General features: G+C 74.1%; 17 protein-coding genes. 6 read left to right on the top strand and 11 right to left on the bottom strand.

Annotated features, from left to right (window positions below; genetic code table 11):
* Positions 1-2: 2 nt before the first annotated feature.
* Both HC251_RS00375 and HC251_RS00370 read right to left on the bottom strand, forming a co-directional pair.
* Complete coding sequence (locus HC251_RS00375; protein WP_219943349.1) at positions 3-590, bottom strand: DinB family protein; 588 nt, start codon at positions 588-590, stop codon at positions 3-5.
* 115 nt (positions 591-705) lie between these two features.
* Entirely contained in the window at positions 706-1,215 is a 510-nt protein-coding gene (locus tag HC251_RS00370) for a MarR family winged helix-turn-helix transcriptional regulator (RefSeq protein WP_219943348.1), read from the bottom strand.
* A gap of 51 nt (positions 1,216-1,266) precedes the next feature.
* On the opposite strand from HC251_RS00370, the gene HC251_RS00365 reads away from it, so the two are divergent.
* Positions 1,267-1,773 carry a (2Fe-2S)-binding protein gene (locus HC251_RS00365; protein ID WP_219943347.1) on the top strand — a complete coding sequence of 169 codons (507 nt, stop codon included), beginning with the start codon at positions 1,267-1,269 and terminating at the stop codon, positions 1,771-1,773.
* Positions 1,770-4,055 carry a xanthine dehydrogenase family protein molybdopterin-binding subunit gene (locus tag HC251_RS00360; protein ID WP_219943346.1) on the top strand — a complete coding sequence of 762 codons (2,286 nt, stop codon included), beginning with the start codon at positions 1,770-1,772 and terminating at the stop codon, positions 4,053-4,055. Before HC251_RS00365 ends, HC251_RS00360 begins: the two co-directional genes overlap by 4 nt.
* Positions 4,056-4,124: 69 nt before the next feature.
* On the opposite strand, the gene HC251_RS00355 is transcribed toward HC251_RS00360, so the two are convergent.
* Genes HC251_RS00355 through HC251_RS00315 form a run of 9 tightly spaced genes read right to left on the bottom strand, consistent with a single transcriptional unit; the run spans position 4,125 to position 14,374 of the window.
* Positions 4,125-5,450 carry an amidohydrolase family protein gene (locus tag HC251_RS00355; protein ID WP_219943345.1) on the bottom strand — a complete coding sequence of 442 codons (1,326 nt, stop codon included), beginning with the start codon at positions 5,448-5,450 and terminating at the stop codon, positions 4,125-4,127.
* Between the two features lie 2 nt (positions 5,451-5,452).
* Positions 5,453-6,247 (bottom strand): nucleoside phosphorylase, encoded by a 795-nt coding sequence (locus HC251_RS00350; RefSeq protein WP_219943344.1) that lies wholly within the window; start codon positions 6,245-6,247, stop codon positions 5,453-5,455.
* Positions 6,247-7,593 (bottom strand): amidohydrolase family protein, encoded by a 1,347-nt coding sequence (locus tag HC251_RS00345; RefSeq protein ID WP_219943343.1) that lies wholly within the window; start codon positions 7,591-7,593, stop codon positions 6,247-6,249. The genes HC251_RS00350 and HC251_RS00345 overlap by 1 nt, the downstream gene beginning before the upstream one ends.
* Positions 7,586-8,545 carry an LLM class flavin-dependent oxidoreductase gene (locus HC251_RS00340; protein ID WP_219943342.1) on the bottom strand — a complete coding sequence of 320 codons (960 nt, stop codon included), beginning with the start codon at positions 8,543-8,545 and terminating at the stop codon, positions 7,586-7,588. Before HC251_RS00340 ends, HC251_RS00345 begins: the two co-directional genes overlap by 8 nt.
* The gene (locus HC251_RS00335; RefSeq protein WP_219943341.1) at positions 8,542-9,465 is read right to left on the bottom strand and encodes an ABC transporter permease; all 924 of its coding nucleotides are present in this window, start codon (positions 9,463-9,465) and stop codon (positions 8,542-8,544) included. Before HC251_RS00335 ends, HC251_RS00340 begins: the two co-directional genes overlap by 4 nt.
* Positions 9,462-10,667: an ABC transporter permease gene (locus HC251_RS00330; protein ID WP_219943340.1), complete on the bottom strand. Its 1,206-nt coding sequence runs from the start codon at positions 10,665-10,667 to the stop codon at positions 9,462-9,464. Before HC251_RS00330 ends, HC251_RS00335 begins: the two co-directional genes overlap by 4 nt.
* Positions 10,664-12,229 carry an ABC transporter ATP-binding protein gene (locus HC251_RS00325; RefSeq protein ID WP_219943339.1) on the bottom strand — a complete coding sequence of 522 codons (1,566 nt, stop codon included), beginning with the start codon at positions 12,227-12,229 and terminating at the stop codon, positions 10,664-10,666. Before HC251_RS00325 ends, HC251_RS00330 begins: the two co-directional genes overlap by 4 nt.
* A gap of 3 nt (positions 12,230-12,232) precedes the next feature.
* A complete protein-coding gene (locus HC251_RS00320) occupies positions 12,233-13,282 on the bottom strand; it encodes a BMP family protein (protein ID WP_219943338.1) in 1,050 nt (349 codons plus the stop codon).
* Positions 13,283-13,342: 60 nt separating this feature from the next.
* Positions 13,343-14,374 (bottom strand): aromatic ring-hydroxylating dioxygenase subunit alpha, encoded by a 1,032-nt coding sequence (locus HC251_RS00315; protein WP_219943337.1) that lies wholly within the window; start codon positions 14,372-14,374, stop codon positions 13,343-13,345.
* 183 nt (positions 14,375-14,557) lie between these two features.
* Between HC251_RS00315 and HC251_RS00310 the strand changes: the two genes are divergently transcribed.
* The 4 genes from HC251_RS00310 to HC251_RS00295 all read left to right on the top strand — a co-directional run bounded on the left by HC251_RS00310 (position 14,558) and on the right by HC251_RS00295 (position 18,253).
* On the top strand, positions 14,558-15,169 hold the full coding sequence (locus tag HC251_RS00310; protein ID WP_219943336.1) for a hypothetical protein: 612 nt from the start codon (positions 14,558-14,560) through the stop codon (positions 15,167-15,169).
* On the top strand, positions 15,058-16,035 hold the full coding sequence (locus HC251_RS00305) for an amidohydrolase family protein (protein ID WP_219943335.1): 978 nt from the start codon (positions 15,058-15,060) through the stop codon (positions 16,033-16,035). Before HC251_RS00310 ends, HC251_RS00305 begins: the two co-directional genes overlap by 112 nt.
* Positions 16,036-16,122: 87 nt before the next feature.
* Entirely contained in the window at positions 16,123-17,220 is a 1,098-nt protein-coding gene (locus tag HC251_RS00300) for a phosphotransferase family protein (RefSeq protein ID WP_219943334.1), read from the top strand.
* 34 nt (positions 17,221-17,254) lie between these two features.
* Positions 17,255-18,253, top strand: a complete 999-nt coding sequence (locus HC251_RS00295) for an alcohol dehydrogenase catalytic domain-containing protein (RefSeq protein ID WP_219943333.1) — start codon at positions 17,255-17,257, stop codon at positions 18,251-18,253.
* Positions 18,254-18,259 lie beyond the last annotated feature (6 nt).

Here is an 18,259-nt window from a genome sequence, read left to right as displayed (position 1 = left end):
GGTCAGGCTGCGGCGCCGTCGCCGTCGGGGGTCCACGGCTGCACCCAGGGGCCGAGGTCGAGCTGCTCGCGGGCGGCCATCAGGCCGTACCACGTGGCCCCGTCGACCTGCTCGCGGATGACGTCGGCGTGGCCGGCGTGGCGGGCCACCTCCTCGACCAGGTGGAGCAGCACGAACCGCAGGGACCACGCCGCCACGTCGGACGGGAACCACGGGGCGTCGGGCACCGGGACCGGGTGCTCGAGCGGCAGGCCGCGCACGACCTCCTCGGTCTCGGCGCCGGCCCGGGCGAGGTCGGCGAGGAGGTCGTCCAGGGTCTCGTCGGGGTCCATGACGAAGCCGTCGCCGTACGCGTCGTCCTCGGCGCCCGAGGGCTGCGGGCGCTGGAGGACGGTGCCCATCCAGCTCCGCTCCATGGCGGCGACGTGCTTGACCAGCCCGCCGACGCTGAGGGCGGAGGCCGTGGGCGTGGCCCGGGCCTGGTCGTCGGTCAGCCCGTGGGCTGCGGTCGCGACCAGGTCGCGCTGCTGGGCCACGAAGGCCAGGAGCAGGGTCGTCTCGTCGTCGTGGGGGCGGGGCAAACCGGGCATCGCTGACCTCCAGGTCACGCCCCGCCGACGATCGCCGGGGCACAGGGCCCAGGGTGCGCCCCAGAAGTGGCCACCTAGTGGCCGGTTTCCGGGATGGGCGGCGACCGCCACGCCATCAGCGGCGGAGGGGGTGGCCCTCGGCGTCGCGGTCGGCGAGGCGCTGGAGGAGGCCGACCAGCTCCGGCGAGCGCTCGCCCTCGGGGCCGAACACCTCGTCCTCGACGGCCTCCACGGCGGCGACGGCCGCGACCGCCACGCGGCGCCCCTTGGCCGTGCACCGCAGGCGCTTCACCCGCGCGTCCTTGGCGTCCTCGGTGCGACGGATCAGCTTCGCCGCCTCGAGGGCCCGCACGACCTGCGAGGTCATCATGGCGTCGACCGTGGCGTGCTCGGAGAGCTCCCGCTGGCTCGGCGGGTGGTCGCCGTGCTCCTCGAGCCACAGCGTCGCGCCGAGCAGGGTGAACTGGGCGTGGGTGAGCCCGAAGGGCTCGAGGGCGCGGGTGGCGAGCCGCTGCCAGCGCATGGTGGCGTGCCACAGCAGGAACCCGGGGCGCTCCCACGCCGAGCTCTGGGGGAACCCGGCGGCGTCGCCGCCCCCACCCCCCGTGCTGCGCCCTCTCGCCACGAGGCGACGCTAGCGCAGGTCAGCCGGCCCAAGGAGATAGTATCTGCACATATGATCTGCGCGACGACGATTCCGGACGGGCCCGATGCCGGGACGGTCGCGGTGGTCGTCGACGGAACGCCGACAACCCTCGAGGTCGGCCCCGTCACATCGCTGCTCCGGGCCCTCCGCACCGCGTCGGTCCCGGTGCCCGGTGGCTGCGAGGAAGGCGAGTGCGGGTCGTGCTCGGTGCTGGTCGACGGCGACCTCGTGTGCTCGTGCCTGGTGCCGGCGGCGCTGGTCGACGGGGCCGAGGTCACCACCGTTGCCGGCCGGCAGCGCCCCGACCTGCTGGCCGCGCTGGCCGCCCACGGCGCCGTCCAGTGCGGCTTCTGCACGCCGGGCATGGTCGTCGCCGCCGAGGCCGCGCTCGACGCCGCCACCGCCGCCGGGGAGCCCCTCACCCGCGCCACCGCGACCGAGGCACTCACCGGGAACCTCTGCCGCTGCACCGGGTACCGGGGGATCCTCGAGGCCGTCGTCGAGGTGTCGGTCGGACGCCTGCGGGCCACCCGATGACGCGCCCGGGGGCGGTCGGCACGGCAGCGACCCGCCCCGACGTCGTCGCCAAGCTGGCCGGGCGGTTCCCGTTCTCGGGCGACATCAGCGCGACCGGGGAGCTCTACGGAGCGACCGTGCGCAGCCGCCTCCCCCACGCCCGGGTCCGCGCCATCGATGCCGGGGCGGCCCGGCGCCGACCCGACGTGGTCGCCGTGATCACCGCCGACGACGTCCCCGGGTCCGCGCTCATCGGCCACATCGAGGTCGACCAGCCCGTCCTGGCCGGCGACGTCGTCCGGTACCAGGGCGAGCCGATCGCCTTCGTGGTGGCCACGACCCAGGAGGGCGCGTGGGCGGCCGCCGCCGCCGTCACCATCGACCTCGAGGCCCTTCCCGTCGTCGACGACCCCGAGCGCGCCCTCGACCCCGGCGTGCCCCACCTGCGGGCCGGGGGCAACCTGTTCCGACGCCTCCACATCCAGCGGGGCGACGGGCCCCTCGACGCGCCGGTGGTGGTGGAGGGGACGTGGTGGACCGGGCGGCAGGACCAGGCCTTCCTCGGACCCGAGAGCGCCCTGGCGGTGCCCGACGACGACGGCGGGGTGACGCTCCACCTGGCCACCCAGGACCTGCACGCCGACCAGGCCCAGATCGCCTCCGCCCTCGGGCTGCCCGTCGCCCGGGTGCGCCTCCAGATGGGCGGCATCGGCGGCGCCTTCGGCGGGCGGGAGGACGTCACCTTCCAGGTCCACCTGTGCCTCGCCGCCCTGCGCACTGGTCGGCCGGTGCGGATCACGTACCGGCGCTCGGAGTCCTTCCTCGCCCACCCGAAGCGCCACCCCGCGCGGCTCGCCTACCGGATCGGCGCCGAGCGGGACGGCACGCTGCGCTTCGTCGAGGCCCGGATCCGCCTCGACGGCGGCGCCTACGCCAGCACCTCCGGCCCGATCGTGGGCAGCGCCGGCTACTTCGCGGCTGGCCCCTACCGGGTGCCGACGGTCGACGTCCTGGCCGAGTCGGTCGCCACCAACAACCCGGTCTCCGGGGCCATGCGCGGGTTCGGCGCGGTCCAGGCCTGCTTCGGCGTCGAGTCGACGATGGACCGGTTGGCCGCCGCCCTCGACCTCGACCCCGTCGAGCTCCGGCGGCGCAACGTCCTCGTGCCCGGTGACGCCTTCCCGACCTCGGGCCAGACCGTCGGGTCCTCGGCGCCGCTCCACGAGCTGATCGACCGCTGCACCGCCCTCCCCCTGCCGCCGTCCGCCGCCGCGGCCTTCGATCCGGCCGACCCCCTCGCCGCACCGGGTGGGGTCGGCCGCACCAGCCTCGGCGCCGAGCTGCGCCGAGGTGTCGGCTTCGCCCTCGGGGTCAAGAACCACCTCTACGGCGAGGGCGTCGCCGAGCACGCGGAGGCCACGGTGGTGATCGACGCCGAGGGCGTCGAGGTCCGATCGGCCGCGTCCGAGGTCGGCCAGGGCATCACCTCGGCCTTGGCCCAGCTGGCGGCAGACGCGGTGGGTCCGCTCCCGGTCCGCGTGGCGACGGCCCACACGGACCACGGCTACGCCGGGTCGTCCTCGGCCAGCCGGGCGACGTGGATGTCGGGGGGCGCGGTGCGGCGGGCGGCGATGGCGGCAGCCGGGCAGCTGCGAGGCCGCGCCGCCGCCCACCTCGGCGTGGCGGCCGACGAGGTCGACATCGCGCCCGACGGCGTCGGCACCGCCGAGCGGCGCTGTGCCCTCGCGACCCTCGTCGGCGCCGACCCGATCGTCGCCACCCGCACCTACCGGGCCCCCCGCACCGAGCAGGGCGACCCGTCGGGCCAGGGCGACGTCCACGTGTCGTGGATGTTCGTGGCCCACCGCGCCGTGGTCGACGTCGACCCCGAGCTGGGGCTCACCCGGGTCGTGCAGGTGGCCACCGCCCAAGACGTCGGCCGGGCCGTCAACCCCCGCGAGGTCCGAGGCCAGGTCGACGGCGGCATCGCCCAGGGGCTGGGTCTGGCCCTGATGGAGGACCTGACCTGCACCGGTGGGGTGGTCGAGAACGCCTCCTTCGCCGACTACCTGATCCCCACGGCCGCGGATGTGGCGCCGACCGAGGTGGTGCTCGTCGAGGTGCCCGACCCCGACGGGCCCGTCGGCCTCAAGGGCGTCGGCGAACCGCCCTCGCTGTCGTCCACCCCCGCCATCGCCGCCGCCCTCCGCCACGCCAGCGGCCGCGAGGTCGTCCGCGTCCCGGCCCGCCCCCAGGACCTGGTGACCAGCCGGAGTTTGACCCCGCGGTCGGACGGGTTCTGACCCGGTGTTCACGAGGTGCCTGGCACCTCGTGAACACGCCCGCCCCAAGGACCTGGTGACCGACTCGGGCTAGCGGAGGGCGGCGCGAGCCAGGAGGGCGAGGCGCTGGGTCTCGGCGTCGGCCACCACGGTGGCCTCGTCGGCGGTGAGGAGGGAGCCGTCGGAGACGACGATCCGGCCGTCGACGACGACCTTGTCCACGTCGCTTCCCCGGGCCGAGAAGACGAGCTGCTCGACGGGGTCGCCACCGAGGCCGGGCGCGGTGTGGGGCCTGTCGGCGCGCACGGTGACGAGATCCGCCTTCTTGCCCACCTCCAGCGAGCCGATCTCGTGGGCCGCCCCCAGGGCCCGGGCACCGCCCATGGTCGCCATCTCCAGCACGGCGGCCGCCGACACCGCCGCCATCCCGCGCCGGGGCCGGTGGACCAGGCCGGCCAGGCGCATCTCGGTGAAGGCGTCGAGCCGGTCGTTGCAGGCCGAGCCGTCGGCGCCGAGGGCGACGTTGATGCCGGCCTCGAGGTACTCGGGCACTGGGGCGATGCCCGAGGCGAGCTTGAGGTTGGCCGACGGGCAGTGGCACACGTGCGCCCCCCGAGAGCGGACCAGCCCGACCTCCTCCGCGGACAGCCACACGCAATGCGCCATCACCAGGCGCTCGGACAGCACGCCCCAGCTCTCCAGGGCGACGACGTCGCGGCCCTCGGGGCGCTCGCCCAGCCGGTCGGCCTGCTCCCGGCTCTCGTTGACGTGGGTGTGGAGGCGCAGGTCGGCCTCCTCGGCCAGGGCGGCGCAGCGCTTCCACATCTCGGGGGTGGCGTTGCGCGGACCGCGGGGCGAGAGGGCCACCCGGATCCGGTCTCCGGCGGCGCCGTGCCAGCGCGCCACCAGCCGCTCGGCGTCGGCCCAGGCGTCGTCGGTGCTCTCGCCCTCCATCTCGGTGCCGGGCTCCCACGCGTCCATCAGCGCCTTGCCGATCCAGGCCCGCAGGCCCAGCCGCTCCGCCGCTGCGAACGAGGCATCGGTGTGGTGCACCGTCTCCATCGACAGCGCGGAGGTCGTGCCGCCGAGTAGCAGCTCGGCGGCCCCGAGAGCAGCCGACGCCGCCATGCTCTCGGAGGTGTGGGCCTGCTCCAGCGGCCACACCCGCTCGCGCAGCCAGGCGACGACGTCGACCGAGCCGGCCAGGCCTCGGAACAACGTCTGGCCCAGGTGCACGTGCGCCTGCACCAGCCCCGGCACCACGAGGCAGCCGCGGGCGTCCACCTCCACCTCGCCGCGCCCCACGGCGGCGCCGATGGCCACGATGCGCCCACCGTCGATGGCGACGTCGCCGACGAGCGTCCCCTGCGGCCCCACCGTGACGACGGTGCCGCCCCGCACGACGAGCTCAGGCACCGTCAGGCCCCGAGGATGGCGGCGGCCCGCACGGCCGTGCGCAGCATGGCGGCCTGGCCGGAGGCGTAGGCGTCGAGCCCCTCGCCCCGGTAGGTCGCGTTCCCGGTGACCAGGTTCGACCCGGTGACGATGATCGAGCCCGCCTCCCAGCCGCGCACGGCGGCGACCGTGCACAGGCACGACGTCTCCATCTCGAAGGCCAGCACCCCGAGGCTGCTCCAGCGGTCGATGATTGCCTCGTCCCGCTCGCCGGCGTAGAAGCTGTCGGTGCTGCGGGTCAGGCCGACCTCGACCGGCAGCTCCTCGGCGGCGGCCGCGCCGACCAGGGCGTTGACGACGCGGACCGAGGCCACCGCCGGGAACCCGGCGGGTGCGTAGGCCCCCGAGGTGCCCTCGTCGCGGACGGCGCCGGTGCACACGGCCACACCGCCGACGGGGAGGGCGGGCGTGAGCGAGGCGCAGCTGCCGACCCGGACGAACGTGCGCCCGCCGCACGCGCCGAGCTCCTCGACGGCGATCGCCATCGAGGGCGAGCCCACGCCGCTGGTGGCGACCGTGACGGGCACGCCGTCGACGCGGCCGGTGTGGACGGCGTAGCCCCGGCGGTCGCCGACCCGCTCGGCGTCGTCGAGGAGGGCGGCCATCAGCTCGACGCGCTCGGGGCTGCCGGACAGCAAGACGACGGGCGCGACGTCGCCCTCGGTCGTGCCCAGGTGCGGGAACGTCCCATCGGGCAGACGCAGGTGCTGGTCCGTCAGCCACTCGTAGCGGGGCGGGCGGGCGGAGGTGAGGCTCATCAGGGGTTCCTTCGGGATCGGGTGTCGAGGACTCCGGCCTGCGACAGCAGGTGGACCGCCTCGCGGTCGACGAGGTCGCCGACCTCGTCGAGGTCGATGGTGAGGAGGCGGCGGTCCTCCATGAGCACGACGCCGTCGCAGACGGTGTGGCGGACGTCGGCGGCTCCGCACGACCACACGACCTGCTCGACCACGTTGCCGCCGGGCCCCGTGAGGAGCGGCCTGGCGTGGGGGGCGCGAAGGTCGACGACCGCCAGGTCGGCCGTCTTGCCGACCTCCAGGCTGCCGATCTCGGTGCCGAGGCCCAGGACGTCCGCCGAGCCCTGCGTCGCCATCCGCAGCACCGTGGCGCTGGGCAGGACGGTCGGATCGGCTGTGGCCTGCTTCTGGACGAGCGACGCCATGCGCATCTCTTCGACCATGTCGAGGTTGTTGTTGGTCATGGTCGAGTCGGTGCCCAAGCCGACCGTTGCCCCGGTCCCGAGCAGCGCGGTCACCCGGGCGACGCCGTTGCCGAGCTTGGCGTTGGAGGTCGGGCAGTGGGCGACGCCGGCGCCGCTCTCGGCAATGCGCGCCAGGTCGCCGTCGGTGAGCTCGACGCAGTGGGCCAGCACCCGGTCAGGTCCGAGGCCGACCAGCCGGTCGAGGTACTGCGTCGGCGTCAGCCCACCAGTGCGCTCGGCGATCAGCGTGGTCTCCGCCCGGCTCTCGGCCAGGTGGGTGTGGATGCCGACGCCGTAGACCTCGGCCTGCTCGCGCATCGCCTCATAGGTCGACGCCCGGGTCGTGTAGAGCGAGTGCGGTCCGAACCAGGTGCGGATGCGGTCGTTGCGCCCGTGCCAGGCGTCGACGAAGGCCAGGTTGGTCTCGTAGGTCTCGCCGGGACCGACGGGGTCGTCGATCACCTGGGGGCTGAACGTCGCCCGCAACCCGCTCCGCTCCGCCACCGTCGCCGCCTCGTGGGGGAAGCGGAAGATGTCGATGAAGGAGGTGGTTCCGCCCAGGATCATCTCCGCCTGGTTCAGCAGACCGGCGGCCACCATGTGCCGGGGCTCGTAGGCACGGTCCTTCGGGAGGGCGAAGTCCTCCAGCCAGGTCATGAAGGGCATGTCCTCGAAGAAGCCGCGCTCGATGGTCTCGTGCATGTGGGCGTTCACGAAGCCGGGGACGACGGCGGCACACGAGGCGTCGAGCACCCGGTCGGCGGCGTGGGTCGACGACAGGTCGGGACCGATGGCGACGATGCGGCCGTCGCGCACTGCGACATCACCGTCGAGGACGGTGTCGGCCGCGTCGACGGTGACGACCGTGCCCCCCGTGACCAGGAGGTCGACCCGCTCAGGCAAGGGACGGCAGCACGTCGCGGGCGAAGCGCTCGAGCGGCTCGGGCCCGTGCGGCGGGCGCAGGTTGAGGATCACCATCGACACGCCGGCATCGGCGTAGGACCGCAGCACCGCCGCCATCTGGTCGGGATCACCGACGACGACGCGCGATCGCACCTCCTCGTCGGTGCCACCCCGCGTGCGCTGGAAGTGGGCGACCAGGTCGTCCTCGGCGGCGCCCTCACCCGAGAGCTCGCAGAAGACGAAGGCGGTGCGCTCGACGTCGGATGGCTCGCGACCGGCGGCCGCGATGCGGGTGTCGAGGTCGGCGTTGACCTCCGCCCACTCCCACGGCGCCGAGAAGCTGTTGAACAGGTCGGCGTGGCGGGCGACGATGCCCTTGAGCCGGGGCCCGCTCCCGCCCACCAGCACGGGGATGCCGCCGGGGCGGATCGGCTTGGGGTCGAAGACGGCCTCCTCGAGGGCGTAGTAGCGGCCCTCGAACGACGTGACCTCCTGGCGACCCAGCCGCCGGATCAGATCGAGGGCCTCGTCGAGGCGCCCCATCCGCTCGCCGACCGGGGGGTAGTCGATGCCGTACATGCGGTGCTCGGCCTCGTGCCACGCCGCGCCCAGCCCGAGGATGGCCCGGCCCTGGGTGACCTCGTCGAGCGTCACCGCCATCTTCGCCAGCACCGCCGGGTGCCGATAGGTCACGCCGGTGACGAGGGTGCCGACCTCGAGCCTCGTCGTGGTGGCGGCCAGGGCGGCGAGCGTCATCCACCCCTCGAGCTGCGGTCCCGGCGGCACCGCGGCCGACGGCCCCGGTCGCTGGCCCGGGTTGAGCGGCACCAGGTGGTCGAAGGTGAAGGCGGCCCGGAAGCCGAGCTCGTCGGCTGCTTGCCACACGTCGCGCAAGGCGGCGAAGGATGTGTTCTCGGGCGGTGTCTGGATGGCGATGTCGATCGGTCTCAACCTCTCACGTAGGCCTTGCCGATGGCCGCCGGTGCCGTCGCCCGACCCACGAAGGTGGCCAGGGCGACGAGGGCGATCAGGTACGGCAGGGCGAGCAGCAGGTCGTGGGGGAGGTCCACGCCCTGGGTCTGGGCCCGCAGCTGGAAGGCGTCGGTCAGCCCGAACAGCAGGCATGCGCCCAGCACGGGGACGGGCCGCCACTTGCCGAAGATCATGGCGGCGAGGGCGAGGAAGCCCCGGCCGGCGGTCATGTTGCGCTGGAAGACGCCGACCTGGGCCAGGCTCAGGTAGGCACCCCCCACGGCGGCCAGCACACCCGACAGGATCACCGCCTGGTAGCGGGTGCGGATCACGTCGATGCCGACCGAGGCGGCCGCCTCGGGGGCCTCGCCGCAGCTGCGCATCCGCATCCCGAACGGGGTCCGGAACAGCACGACCCACACCAGCGGCACGAGCAGCAGCCCCGCCCAGTCGAGCAGCGTCATCCGCTCGAACACCCGACCGAGGAACGGGATCCCCTCGACGAGCGGGAGGTGGATCGCACCGATGCGGTCGATCGACGCGCTGGCGCCCGGTGCTCCCCAGATCGGCTCGATCAAGGCCGCGGTCAGCCCCACCGCCACCAGGTTGATGGCCGTGGCCGAGACGATCTGGTCGGCCCGCAGGGTCACGCTGGCGAAGGCGTGGAGACCGCCGACCAGCGCACCCACCCCGATGGCGGCGAGCAGCCCGAGCCACGGCGTGCGGACCCACCACGTCACGGCCACGCCGGCGAAGGCCCCGAAGAGCATCTGGCCCTCGAGGGCGATGTTCATCACCCCGGCCCGCTCGGACAGCAGCCCGCCGAGGGCGGCCAGGATCAGCGGCGTCGACAAGAAGATGCCGGACACCAGCAGGTTGACGGAGAAGACGTCCCTCACGTGCGGGCCTCCACGGGTTCGGGGTCGGGGTCGAGCTCGGTGCGGAGCTCCGCACGAGGTGGGGGCCGGTCGTCACCGGGGGCGGCCGCCGGGCGTTGCCGGGCTCGGCGCCCGTCGAGCCACCGCTCGACGACGACCCGGCCGGCCACGGCGGCGACGACGAGGCCCGAGATCACGGTGACGAGGTCCTTGGACACCCCGGCCTGCGACTGGAGGAGCGTCGACCCGGCGCGGAGGATCCCGATGACCAGGGCGGCCGCGACCACCCCGATCGGGGCCACCATGCCGAGCAGGGCGACGGCGATGGCGTCGAAGCCGTAGCCAGGGCTGAAGGCGTCGAAGTAGCGCCCGTGGAGGCCGAGCACCTCGACCGCACCGGTGGTGCCCGCCAGGGCACCCGACAGGCACAGCGTCGTGACCTGGACGCGGGCCACCTCGATGCCGCCGAAGCGGGCGGCGGTCGGGTTGGCCCCCACCATCCGGAGGCGGAAGCCGCCGGGCGTGTGGCGCAGGTACCACCAGCAGGCGACGGCCAGGGCGAGGGCGAGCAGGAAGCCGGCGTGGAGGCGGGTCGGCTCCCAGATCGGCGGCAGCTCGGCGGATGGCCTGATCCGCTCGGTGGCCGACGGCTGGGTCTCGCTGACGAACAGGCCGCCCGGGCTCACCAGGTAGGTGGAGAGGCTGAAGGCGACGTAGTTGAACATCACCGTGGTGATGACCTCGTGGACGCCCCGGAAGGCCTTGAGCAAGGCGGGGACGAGCGCCCAGAGGGCGCCGGCGGCGGCGCCCGCAGCCAGCGCCGCCGCCAGGTGGACCCCCGTGGGCAGGTCGAGCTCGGCACCGACGGCGCCGGCGGCCAGACCCCCCACGACCAGCTGACCCTCGACGCCCAGGTTGAGCAGGCCGCCCTGGAGGGCCAGGGCGACGGCCAGCCCACCGATCAGGAGCGGCGTCGCCGACACGAGCGTCTCGGCCAGGCCGCGGTCGCTGCCGAGGCTCCCGTCGAACAGCGCCCGGTAGGCCTCGAGCGGGTTGCCCCCGTCGATGCCGATCACCGGGGCGGCGGCGACCATTGCCGCCACGACGGTGCCGACGAACAGCGCGATCGAGGTCAGCGGGCGGCGGCTGGTCGCCGCCTCGCGCAGCCAGCGCCCGATGCCGCGCCCGACGGTCGGTGCGTCGGGCGCGACGGGAGCGATCACGCGGCGTCCTCGTGGGCACCGGTCATCCAGACGCCGAGCAGGGTGGCGTCGGCGTCGCCTCCGGCGGTCTCGCCGGCGACGGAGCCGTCGCGGAGCACCACGATGCGGTCGGCGACGGCGGTGATCTCGGCCAGGTCGAGGCTGACCAGCAGCACGGCGCACCCGGCGGCGCGCAGACGGGCCAGCTCCTCGTGGACGAAGGCGGTCGCGCCGACGTCGAGGCCGCGGGTCGGCTGGGCGGCGACGATCAGCCTCGGGGCCCGGGCCACCTCGCGGCCCACGACCAGCTTCTGCTGGTTGCCACCCGAGAGCTGGCGCAGCGTCGCGCCCAGCCCCGACGTGCGCACCCCGTACCGCTCGACCACCCCGGCGGCCAGCCGGTCCATGGCGGGGCGCGACAGGCGGAAGCGACCGGGCGCGACCGGTGCCGTGGTGTGGTGGCCGAGGGCGCAGTTCTCGGCGAGGGTCAGGTCGAGGGCCACGGCGGCGGTGTGGCGATCCTCGGCGATGTGGGCCAGGCCGGCCTCGAGGCGACGGGCGACCGGCCAGCGGGTGACATCCGCGTCGCCCAGCGCGACCCGGCCGGTCCGGCAGCGCCGCACGCCGAGCACCAGCTCGACCAGCTCGGTCTGGCCGTTGCCCTCCACGCCGGCGACGCCGACGATCTCGCCGGCGTGCACCGCCAGGTCCACCGGACCCAGGTCGTGGCCGTCGGAGGCGCCGTCGAGCCGGAGCACCACCGGGCCGGGCGCGCCGGCGCGAGCCGGCGCCGGCGGCAGCGGGCGCCCGACCATCGCCACCGACAGCTCCTCCTCCAGGCGCTGGCGCGCCGGCCCCTCGACCCGCTCGTGGTCCGCCAGCGAGCGGGACGCCACCACGGCGCCGTCGCGCAGCACGGTGACCTCGTCGCACAGGGCGACGATCTCGGTGAGCTTGTGGCCGATGAACACGACGGTGCAGCCCTCGGCGGTCAGCCGGGCCAGCACGGCGGCCAGCTCGGCCACCTCGGGTGGGGCCAGCGCGGCGGTGGGCTCGTCGAGGATGAGCACCCGGGCCCCGCGGTGAAGGGCCTTGAGGATCTCGACGCGCTGGCGGGCGCCGACGGCCAGGTCGGCGACCCGGCGGGTCACATCGAGCCGGAAGCCGTACCGGTCGGCCAGGTGCTGCACCTCGCTCTCGGCCCGGGTCCGGTCGACCAGCAGCCGCCCCCGGCGCCGGGGCTCGTGCCCCAGCACCAGGTTCTCGGCCACGGTGAAGTCCGGCACCAGGCTGAAGTGCTGCTGGACCATGCCGATGCCGGCGGCCAGGGCATCGGCCGGGGATCGGAACCGACGCTCCTGGCCGTCGACCTCGATGGTGCCGGCGTCGGGCGGCACGAGCCCGAACAGCACCTTCATCAGGGTCGACTTGCCCGCCCCGTTCTCGCCCAGGAGGCCGTGCACGGTGCCGGCCTCCAGGGTGAGGTCGATCCCGTCGTTGGCCACCACGCCCGGGTAGGCCTTGGTGATGCCGTGCAGCCGCACCGTGGGGGCGGCGGCGACGGGGGCGGGGCGGGCGGTCACGACCTACTCCGCCGGGACCTCGAGGGCGCCCGAGGCGATCTCCTCGCGGGCCGCCTCGACGGCATCTTGGACCTCGGTGGGCAGGTCCCCGAACGTGTCCTCGCAGACGCCGACGGCATCCTCGGCCAGGCCCTCGGTGATGGCGCCGCCCTCGAACGAGCCGTCATCGACGGCCTGGGCGGTGCGCTCGACAACACCGGCCACGTCCTTGGTTGCCGAGGTCAGGAAGTTGTCCGGGGCCAGATCCTGCTTGCACGTGTCGGTGCCCACGACCCAGAAGCCCTCGCCCCGGCTCTGGGCCTCCTCGAACACGCCCAGCCCGCCGAGGCCGGCGACCTCGAACACGAGATCGGCGCCGCCGTCGTAGAAGCCGGCCGCCAGCTCCTTGGCCTTCTGGGAGTCGTCGAAGGCCCCGACGTAGGACACCTCGACGGTGACGTCAGGGTTGACCGATGCCACTCCGGCCTCGAAGCCCTTCAGGAAGCGGACGACCGGCGGGATCTCCTGGCCGCCGACGAAGCCGATGGTGTCGGACTCGGTGGTCTCTCCGGCGATGATGCCGGCGAGGTAGGCCGCCTCCTGCTCCTTGAACGTCACGCTGGCGACGTTGGGGAGCGGCTCGCCGTCGGCGTCGGCGGCCACCGCGTCGATCAACAGGAACGACGAGTCCGTGTGGGCCTGGGCCACCTCGGCGATGGCGTCGGTGATGAGGAAGCCGACGCCGACCGTGAGCGACGAGCCGTCGGCGACCGCTTGCTCGAGGTTGGGCACGTACTGGGCCTGCTCGCTCGACTCGATGACGACGGCCTCGCCACCCAGGTCCTCGGCGGCCGCCTCGAGACCGGCGTAGGCCAGGTCGTTGAAGCCCTTGTCGCCCAGGCCGGCCTGGTCGGTGACCATCGTCCAGGTGGCGTCGCCTCCTCCCCCGCCGCTGGTGCCGCTCGAGCCGGCGGCATCATCGCCGTCGTCGGAGCCGCATGCGGCGAGGAGCAGGGCGCCGGCGATGATGAGGGCGGCGGCGGGGCGCGCGCCGCCAAGACGGTGTCGGGACATGGGTCTCTCCGGTGGTGTCGTCGGACCCGGTGGTGGGCCCGAGGGATCAGGGGTGGGGGATCAGCGACGGATGCGGGCCCAGGTCGCGTCGGGGGCGACGGTGGTCTCGGCGGCCAGCTCGGCGAGCACCCGGCGGTACTCAAGGGTCATCCGGTCGGACTTGGTGTGGAGCTCGGTGGTGGTCTCGATGGGGAAGTTCGGGTTGACGCCCTCGAGCAGCACCCTGTCCTCCTCCTGCACGGTCCGGTCGACGGCGGCGATGGCGTCCCAGACCTCCGGGCTCGGGGCGTCGCTGCGGGCGATGAACTGGCAGAAGAGCGTCGTGTGGTCGTCGACCGGCGTCGCCGTCTTGAACAGGACGTGGCGCAGGCCGTTCTCGTGGTACTCGAGCACCCCGCGGAAGACGAGCGGGTTGACCAGCTCGGCGTGCGTCGTGCGCTCGGTGAGGTCGCTCTGGATGCCGGTGTTGCGCTTCTGCGCCTCGTTGACCGCGACCACGTAGCTGGTGGAGAAGAGGATCCTGAGCCCGTCGCGCTCGACCGTGAACGGCGAGAGCCGCGGGTTGGCGGCTGAACCGACCGAGTTGCGGTGCACCCAGGCGACGTGGCTGACGTCGAGGGCGTTGTCGATGATCCGGGGCGCCGAGGCCCTCCAGGTCGCCATCATCTCGTGGATCAGCGCGTAGCCGCTGTCGGGCGCCGCTTCGGGCAGGTCGGGGATGTCCTCGCGGGGCATGCCGACGCACACCCACACCAGGCCGTAGCGCTCCTCGACCAGGATCGAATCGACGTGGGCTCGGGGCGGAACCGGCAGGTCGGGATCGGCGGCCGGGATCTCGACGCACTGGCCGCTGCCGTCGAAGCGCCAGCCGTGGTAGGGGCAGACCAGGCAGCCGTCGGTGACCCAGCCCTGCGACAGCCGGGCCGACCGGTGCGGGCACTCGTCGACGCCGGCGTGGACGGGGCCGGCCGGGGTGGGCCGCCAGGCCACGTAGTCCTCACCGAAGATGCGGAACGGGCGGGGCGCGTCGGTGACCTCGTGGTCGTAGGCGATCGGGTACCAGTACTCCCGGAGGGCCGGGACCTCGCTCACCAGCACCGCTGCTCCCCTGCGTCCGTCAGAACCATATGCGTGCATACGGTAAGCGCACATGACATCCTCGGCAATGCCCGACGGGCATGGTTCACGGAGCCGAAACACCGGCGTGACGCCGCCCCGCACCGGATGCCGGGATCGTGCATGATGTGTGCGCGTTCCGTCGACGAGGAGACCGGCATGGCCGACGAGGAGCCGGGGCTGCCCGTGAAGCTGGGGCCGGTCTCGAACGGCGAGTTCGTCCCCGTCCCGCACTCGCCCACGGTCGCCGAGGCCATCCGCCGCACGCACCAGCTGGCCGACGTCAACGCCCGCCGCCTGGGGATCTCCCGGCGCCGCTTCCTCACGGGAGCGACCGGCGCGGCCGCCACCTTCTTCGTGCTGGCGGCGTGCTCGAAGGAGGAGGCCAGGAGCCGGGGCGAGGAGCCCGGCGGCACCTACGACGTGTCCGAGGAGGCGACGCTCGACACCGACGCCGCCCTCGAGGAGCTGGGCGGCGGGGAGTTCATCTTCGACGTCCAGTCCCACTACGTGAACCAGGACCTGGCCCAGCCCGGGGGCGAGTGGACCTCGGCCTTCCCCCACGCCGCCTGCCCCGAGGGGGCCGAGGACGCCAACCCCGGGCGTGCTTCACCGTCGACGCCTACTTCCGGGAGATGTTCGTCCGGTCCGACACGACGATGGCGATCCTGTCGGCCCTGCCGGCGCAGGCCCTCGACGGGCTGCAGTCCGGCGACATGGTCCACGCCATCGACGTGGCCACCCGCCTCGGCTGCGACGGCCGGGTCCTGATGCACGGCGGCGCCTACCCGCACCACGGCGAGCTGGAGGCGAGCCTGCTGGCCATGACCGACACCCGGGACCGCTACGACATCGCGGCCTGGAAGATCTACACGATGACCCCGGTCGACTCGCACTTCTACTTCGACGACCACGACCCGGCCCGGCCCCAGATCGGGCAGCGCTTCATCGACCACGTCCGCGACATCGGCCCGCCCATCATCTGCACCCACAAGGGCATCAGCTCGATCGTCGGGACCACCCCCGAGCTGGCCGACCCCAGCGACATCGGCCCCGCCGCGGCCCGCAACCCCGACATCTCGTTCGTGATCTACCACTCGGGGTTCGAGCCCGGGCAGGGCGGCGTGGGCCCCTACGACCCCGACGACCCCGCCCCCCAGGGCGTCGACCGCCTGATCCGCTCGCTGGAGACCGCCGGCGTCGGGACCAGCGCCAACGTCTACGCCGAGCTGGGCGGCACCTGGTGGTTCCTGATGCGGGACACCACCGCCGCCGCCCACGTCCTCGGCAAGCTGCTCAAGCACGTCGGGCCCGACCGGGTGGTGTGGGGCACGGACTCGATCTGGTTCGGCACGCCGCAGGACCAGATCCAGGCGCTGCGGACCTTCCAGATCTCGGCCGAGCTCCAGGAGCGCCACGGCTACCCGGAGCTGACCGACGAGCTCAAGGCCGACATCTTCGGCCTCACCTCCGCCCGGCTCTACGGCATCGAGGTGCCCGAGAGCACCTGTGCGGTGAGCGCCGTCGACATCGAGCAGATCCGGGCCACCCTCCCCCCGGCCCGGACCTACGGCCCCACCACCTCGGCCGAGGCCCTCCGCCTCATCGCCGCCCACCAGGGCGGCTACGAGCTCTAGCGGACGCGACGGGACGCGACGTGCCTGGCACGTCGCGTCCTCTCCGGTGGCGGGCAACGGGCGTTGCCAAGTGGTAGCCACTGCGGCGTGGGTCACAGCACCATCGCCATCGCCGACACGCCCGACCTCCTCACCGCCGAGTGGCTGACCGCCGCCCTGGGGCCGCACCTCGGCGGAGGGCGCGTCACCGCCGCCCACGCCTCCCCGGTGGGCACCGGCCAGATGTGCGACAGCCTGCGGCTCGCCCTCACCTACGAGGGCGCCCCCGCCACCGCGCCGGCGTCGGTCGTGGCCAAGCTGCCGGCGGCCGACCCCACCAGCCGGGCCACCGCCCTCTCGCTGCGGAGCTACGAGAAGGAGGTCCGCTTCTACCAGCAGCTCGCCCCCGACCTCCCGATCCGCACGCCGACCGTCTTCCACGCCGACATCGACCCGGCCACCGCGTCGTTCGTCCTCCTCCTCGAGGACATGGCCCCGGCCCAGGCCGGCGACCAGCTGGCCGGCTGCTCCCCCGCCGTCGTCGCCTCGGCCATCGACGAGCTCGTGCACCTCCACGCCCCCCGCTGGGGCGACCCCACCCTCGCCGAGATGGAGTGGCTGCACGGCGACATCGAGGCCGGGCGGGCGTTCCTCGGCATGCTGCTGCCCAACCTGTGGGCGGGGTTCAAGGCCCGCTACGGCGACGTCCTCGACCCCCACGTGGTGCCCGTGGGCGAGGATCTGTTCGCCCACCTCGGGGCGTACCTGACCCTCACCGGATCGCCGCTCACCATCACCCACGGCGACTACCGGCTCGACAACCTGCTGCTCGACCCCGACGACGGCCACGTGCTCGGGGTCGTCGACTGGCAGACGGTCGCCGTCGGCCCCGCCCTCCACGACGTGGCCTACGTGATGGGCGCCGGGCTGCTGCCCGAGGACCGCAGGCCGGTCGAGGAGGAGCTGGTGCGGCGCTACCACGACGGCCTGCTCGCCGCCGGCATCGACGGCTTCGACTGGGACACCTGCTGGCACGAGCACCGACGCGGGACCTTCGCCGGGCTGGTGATGGCCGTGGCCGCGTCGATGCTCGTCGAGCAGACCGAGCGGGGCGACCTGATGTTCCTGGCCATGGCGTCCCGCCACGCCCAGCACGCCCTCGACCTCGACGCCGTCGAGCTCCTGCGGTCGGGGACGCCCGGGTGAAGGCCTCACCTACGAGGGCCCGCACCACGTCGGCGTGTCGGACGTGGCCGACGCCGCCCTCGTCGACGACGAGGCCGCCGTGGTCCGGATCACGGCGTCGGGCATCTGCGGATCGGACCTGCACATCTACGACGGCCACGGGTTCTCGCCCACCACCGGGTACACGCTCGGCCACGAGGCGGTGGGCATCGTCGAGGAGGTCGGGCCCGCGGTCCACACGGTGCGGCCCGGCGACCGGGTGCTCGTCACCGCCTCGGTGGCCTGCGGGCGCTGCTCGCCCTGCGGCCACGGCCACATCACCCTGTGCGAGACGGGCGAGTCCGGCTGCTGGGGGCTGGGCCACGCCCTGCCCGGCACCCAGGCCGAGGCCCTCGCCGTCCCCGCCGCCGACCGCAACCTGGTCCCCCTGCCCGAGGCGCTCAGCGACGCCGCCGGCATCGTCCTCACCGACAACCTCCCCACCGCCTGGTACGGCGCCCGGCGGGGACGGTGCGGGCCCGGCGACACCGTCGCCGTGGTGGGGCTGGGACCCGTCGGCCTGCTCTCGGTGCTCTCCGCCCAGGTGATGGGGGCGGCGCGCGTGCTGGCCATCGACCTGGTGCCCGGCCGGCGCGCCGCCGCCGCGGCCCTCGGGGCCGAGCCCATCGACGCCGAGGACGTGCGCGCCGCCGTCACCGAGGCCACCGGCGGCCGGGGCGTCGACGTGGCCCTCGAGGCGGTCGGGGCCGACGCCACGGTGACCCTCGCCCTCGACCTCGCGGGGCGGGAGGGCCGGGTCTCCATCGTCGGCGTGAACCAGAGCATGGACTTCCGCATGCGCATGGTCCTGGCCCAGCTCAAGTGCCTGGAGATCCACATCGGGCTGTGCAGCGTCCAGCACGAGCTGCCCACGCTGATGCGCCTCGCCACCGCCGGCCGGATCGACCCCTCCGTGGTCGTCACCCACACCATGGACCTGGCCGAGGGCCCCGACGCCTACGCCCTCTTCGCCTCCCGGGCCGAAGGGGTCGGGAAGATCCTGCTGCGGGCCTGACGAGCG

It is taken from the genome of Iamia sp. SCSIO 61187, assembly GCF_019443745.1.
Taxonomy (GTDB): domain Bacteria; phylum Actinomycetota; class Acidimicrobiia; order Acidimicrobiales; family Iamiaceae; genus Iamia.
Note: the sequence above shows the minus strand (reverse complement) of the source record. Positions and strands in the feature narration are given on the sequence as shown.

Coding starts and splice junctions, on each gene's coding strand:
- HC251_RS00375 (WP_219943349.1), bottom strand. CDS start 590: ATGCCCGGTTTGCCCCGCCCCCACGACGACGAGACGACCCTGCTCCTG.
- HC251_RS00365 (WP_219943347.1), top strand. CDS start 1,267: ATGATCTGCGCGACGACGATTCCGGACGGGCCCGATGCCGGGACGGTC.
- HC251_RS00360 (WP_219943346.1), top strand. CDS start 1,770: ATGACGCGCCCGGGGGCGGTCGGCACGGCAGCGACCCGCCCCGACGTC.
- HC251_RS00350 (WP_219943344.1), bottom strand. CDS start 6,247: ATGAGCCTCACCTCCGCCCGCCCGCCCCGCTACGAGTGGCTGACGGAC.
- HC251_RS00320 (WP_219943338.1), bottom strand. CDS start 13,282: ATGTCCCGACACCGTCTTGGCGGCGCGCGCCCCGCCGCCGCCCTCATC.
- HC251_RS00310 (WP_219943336.1), top strand. CDS start 14,558: ATGGCCGACGAGGAGCCGGGGCTGCCCGTGAAGCTGGGGCCGGTCTCG.
- HC251_RS00305 (WP_219943335.1), top strand. CDS start 15,058: ATGGCGATCCTGTCGGCCCTGCCGGCGCAGGCCCTCGACGGGCTGCAG.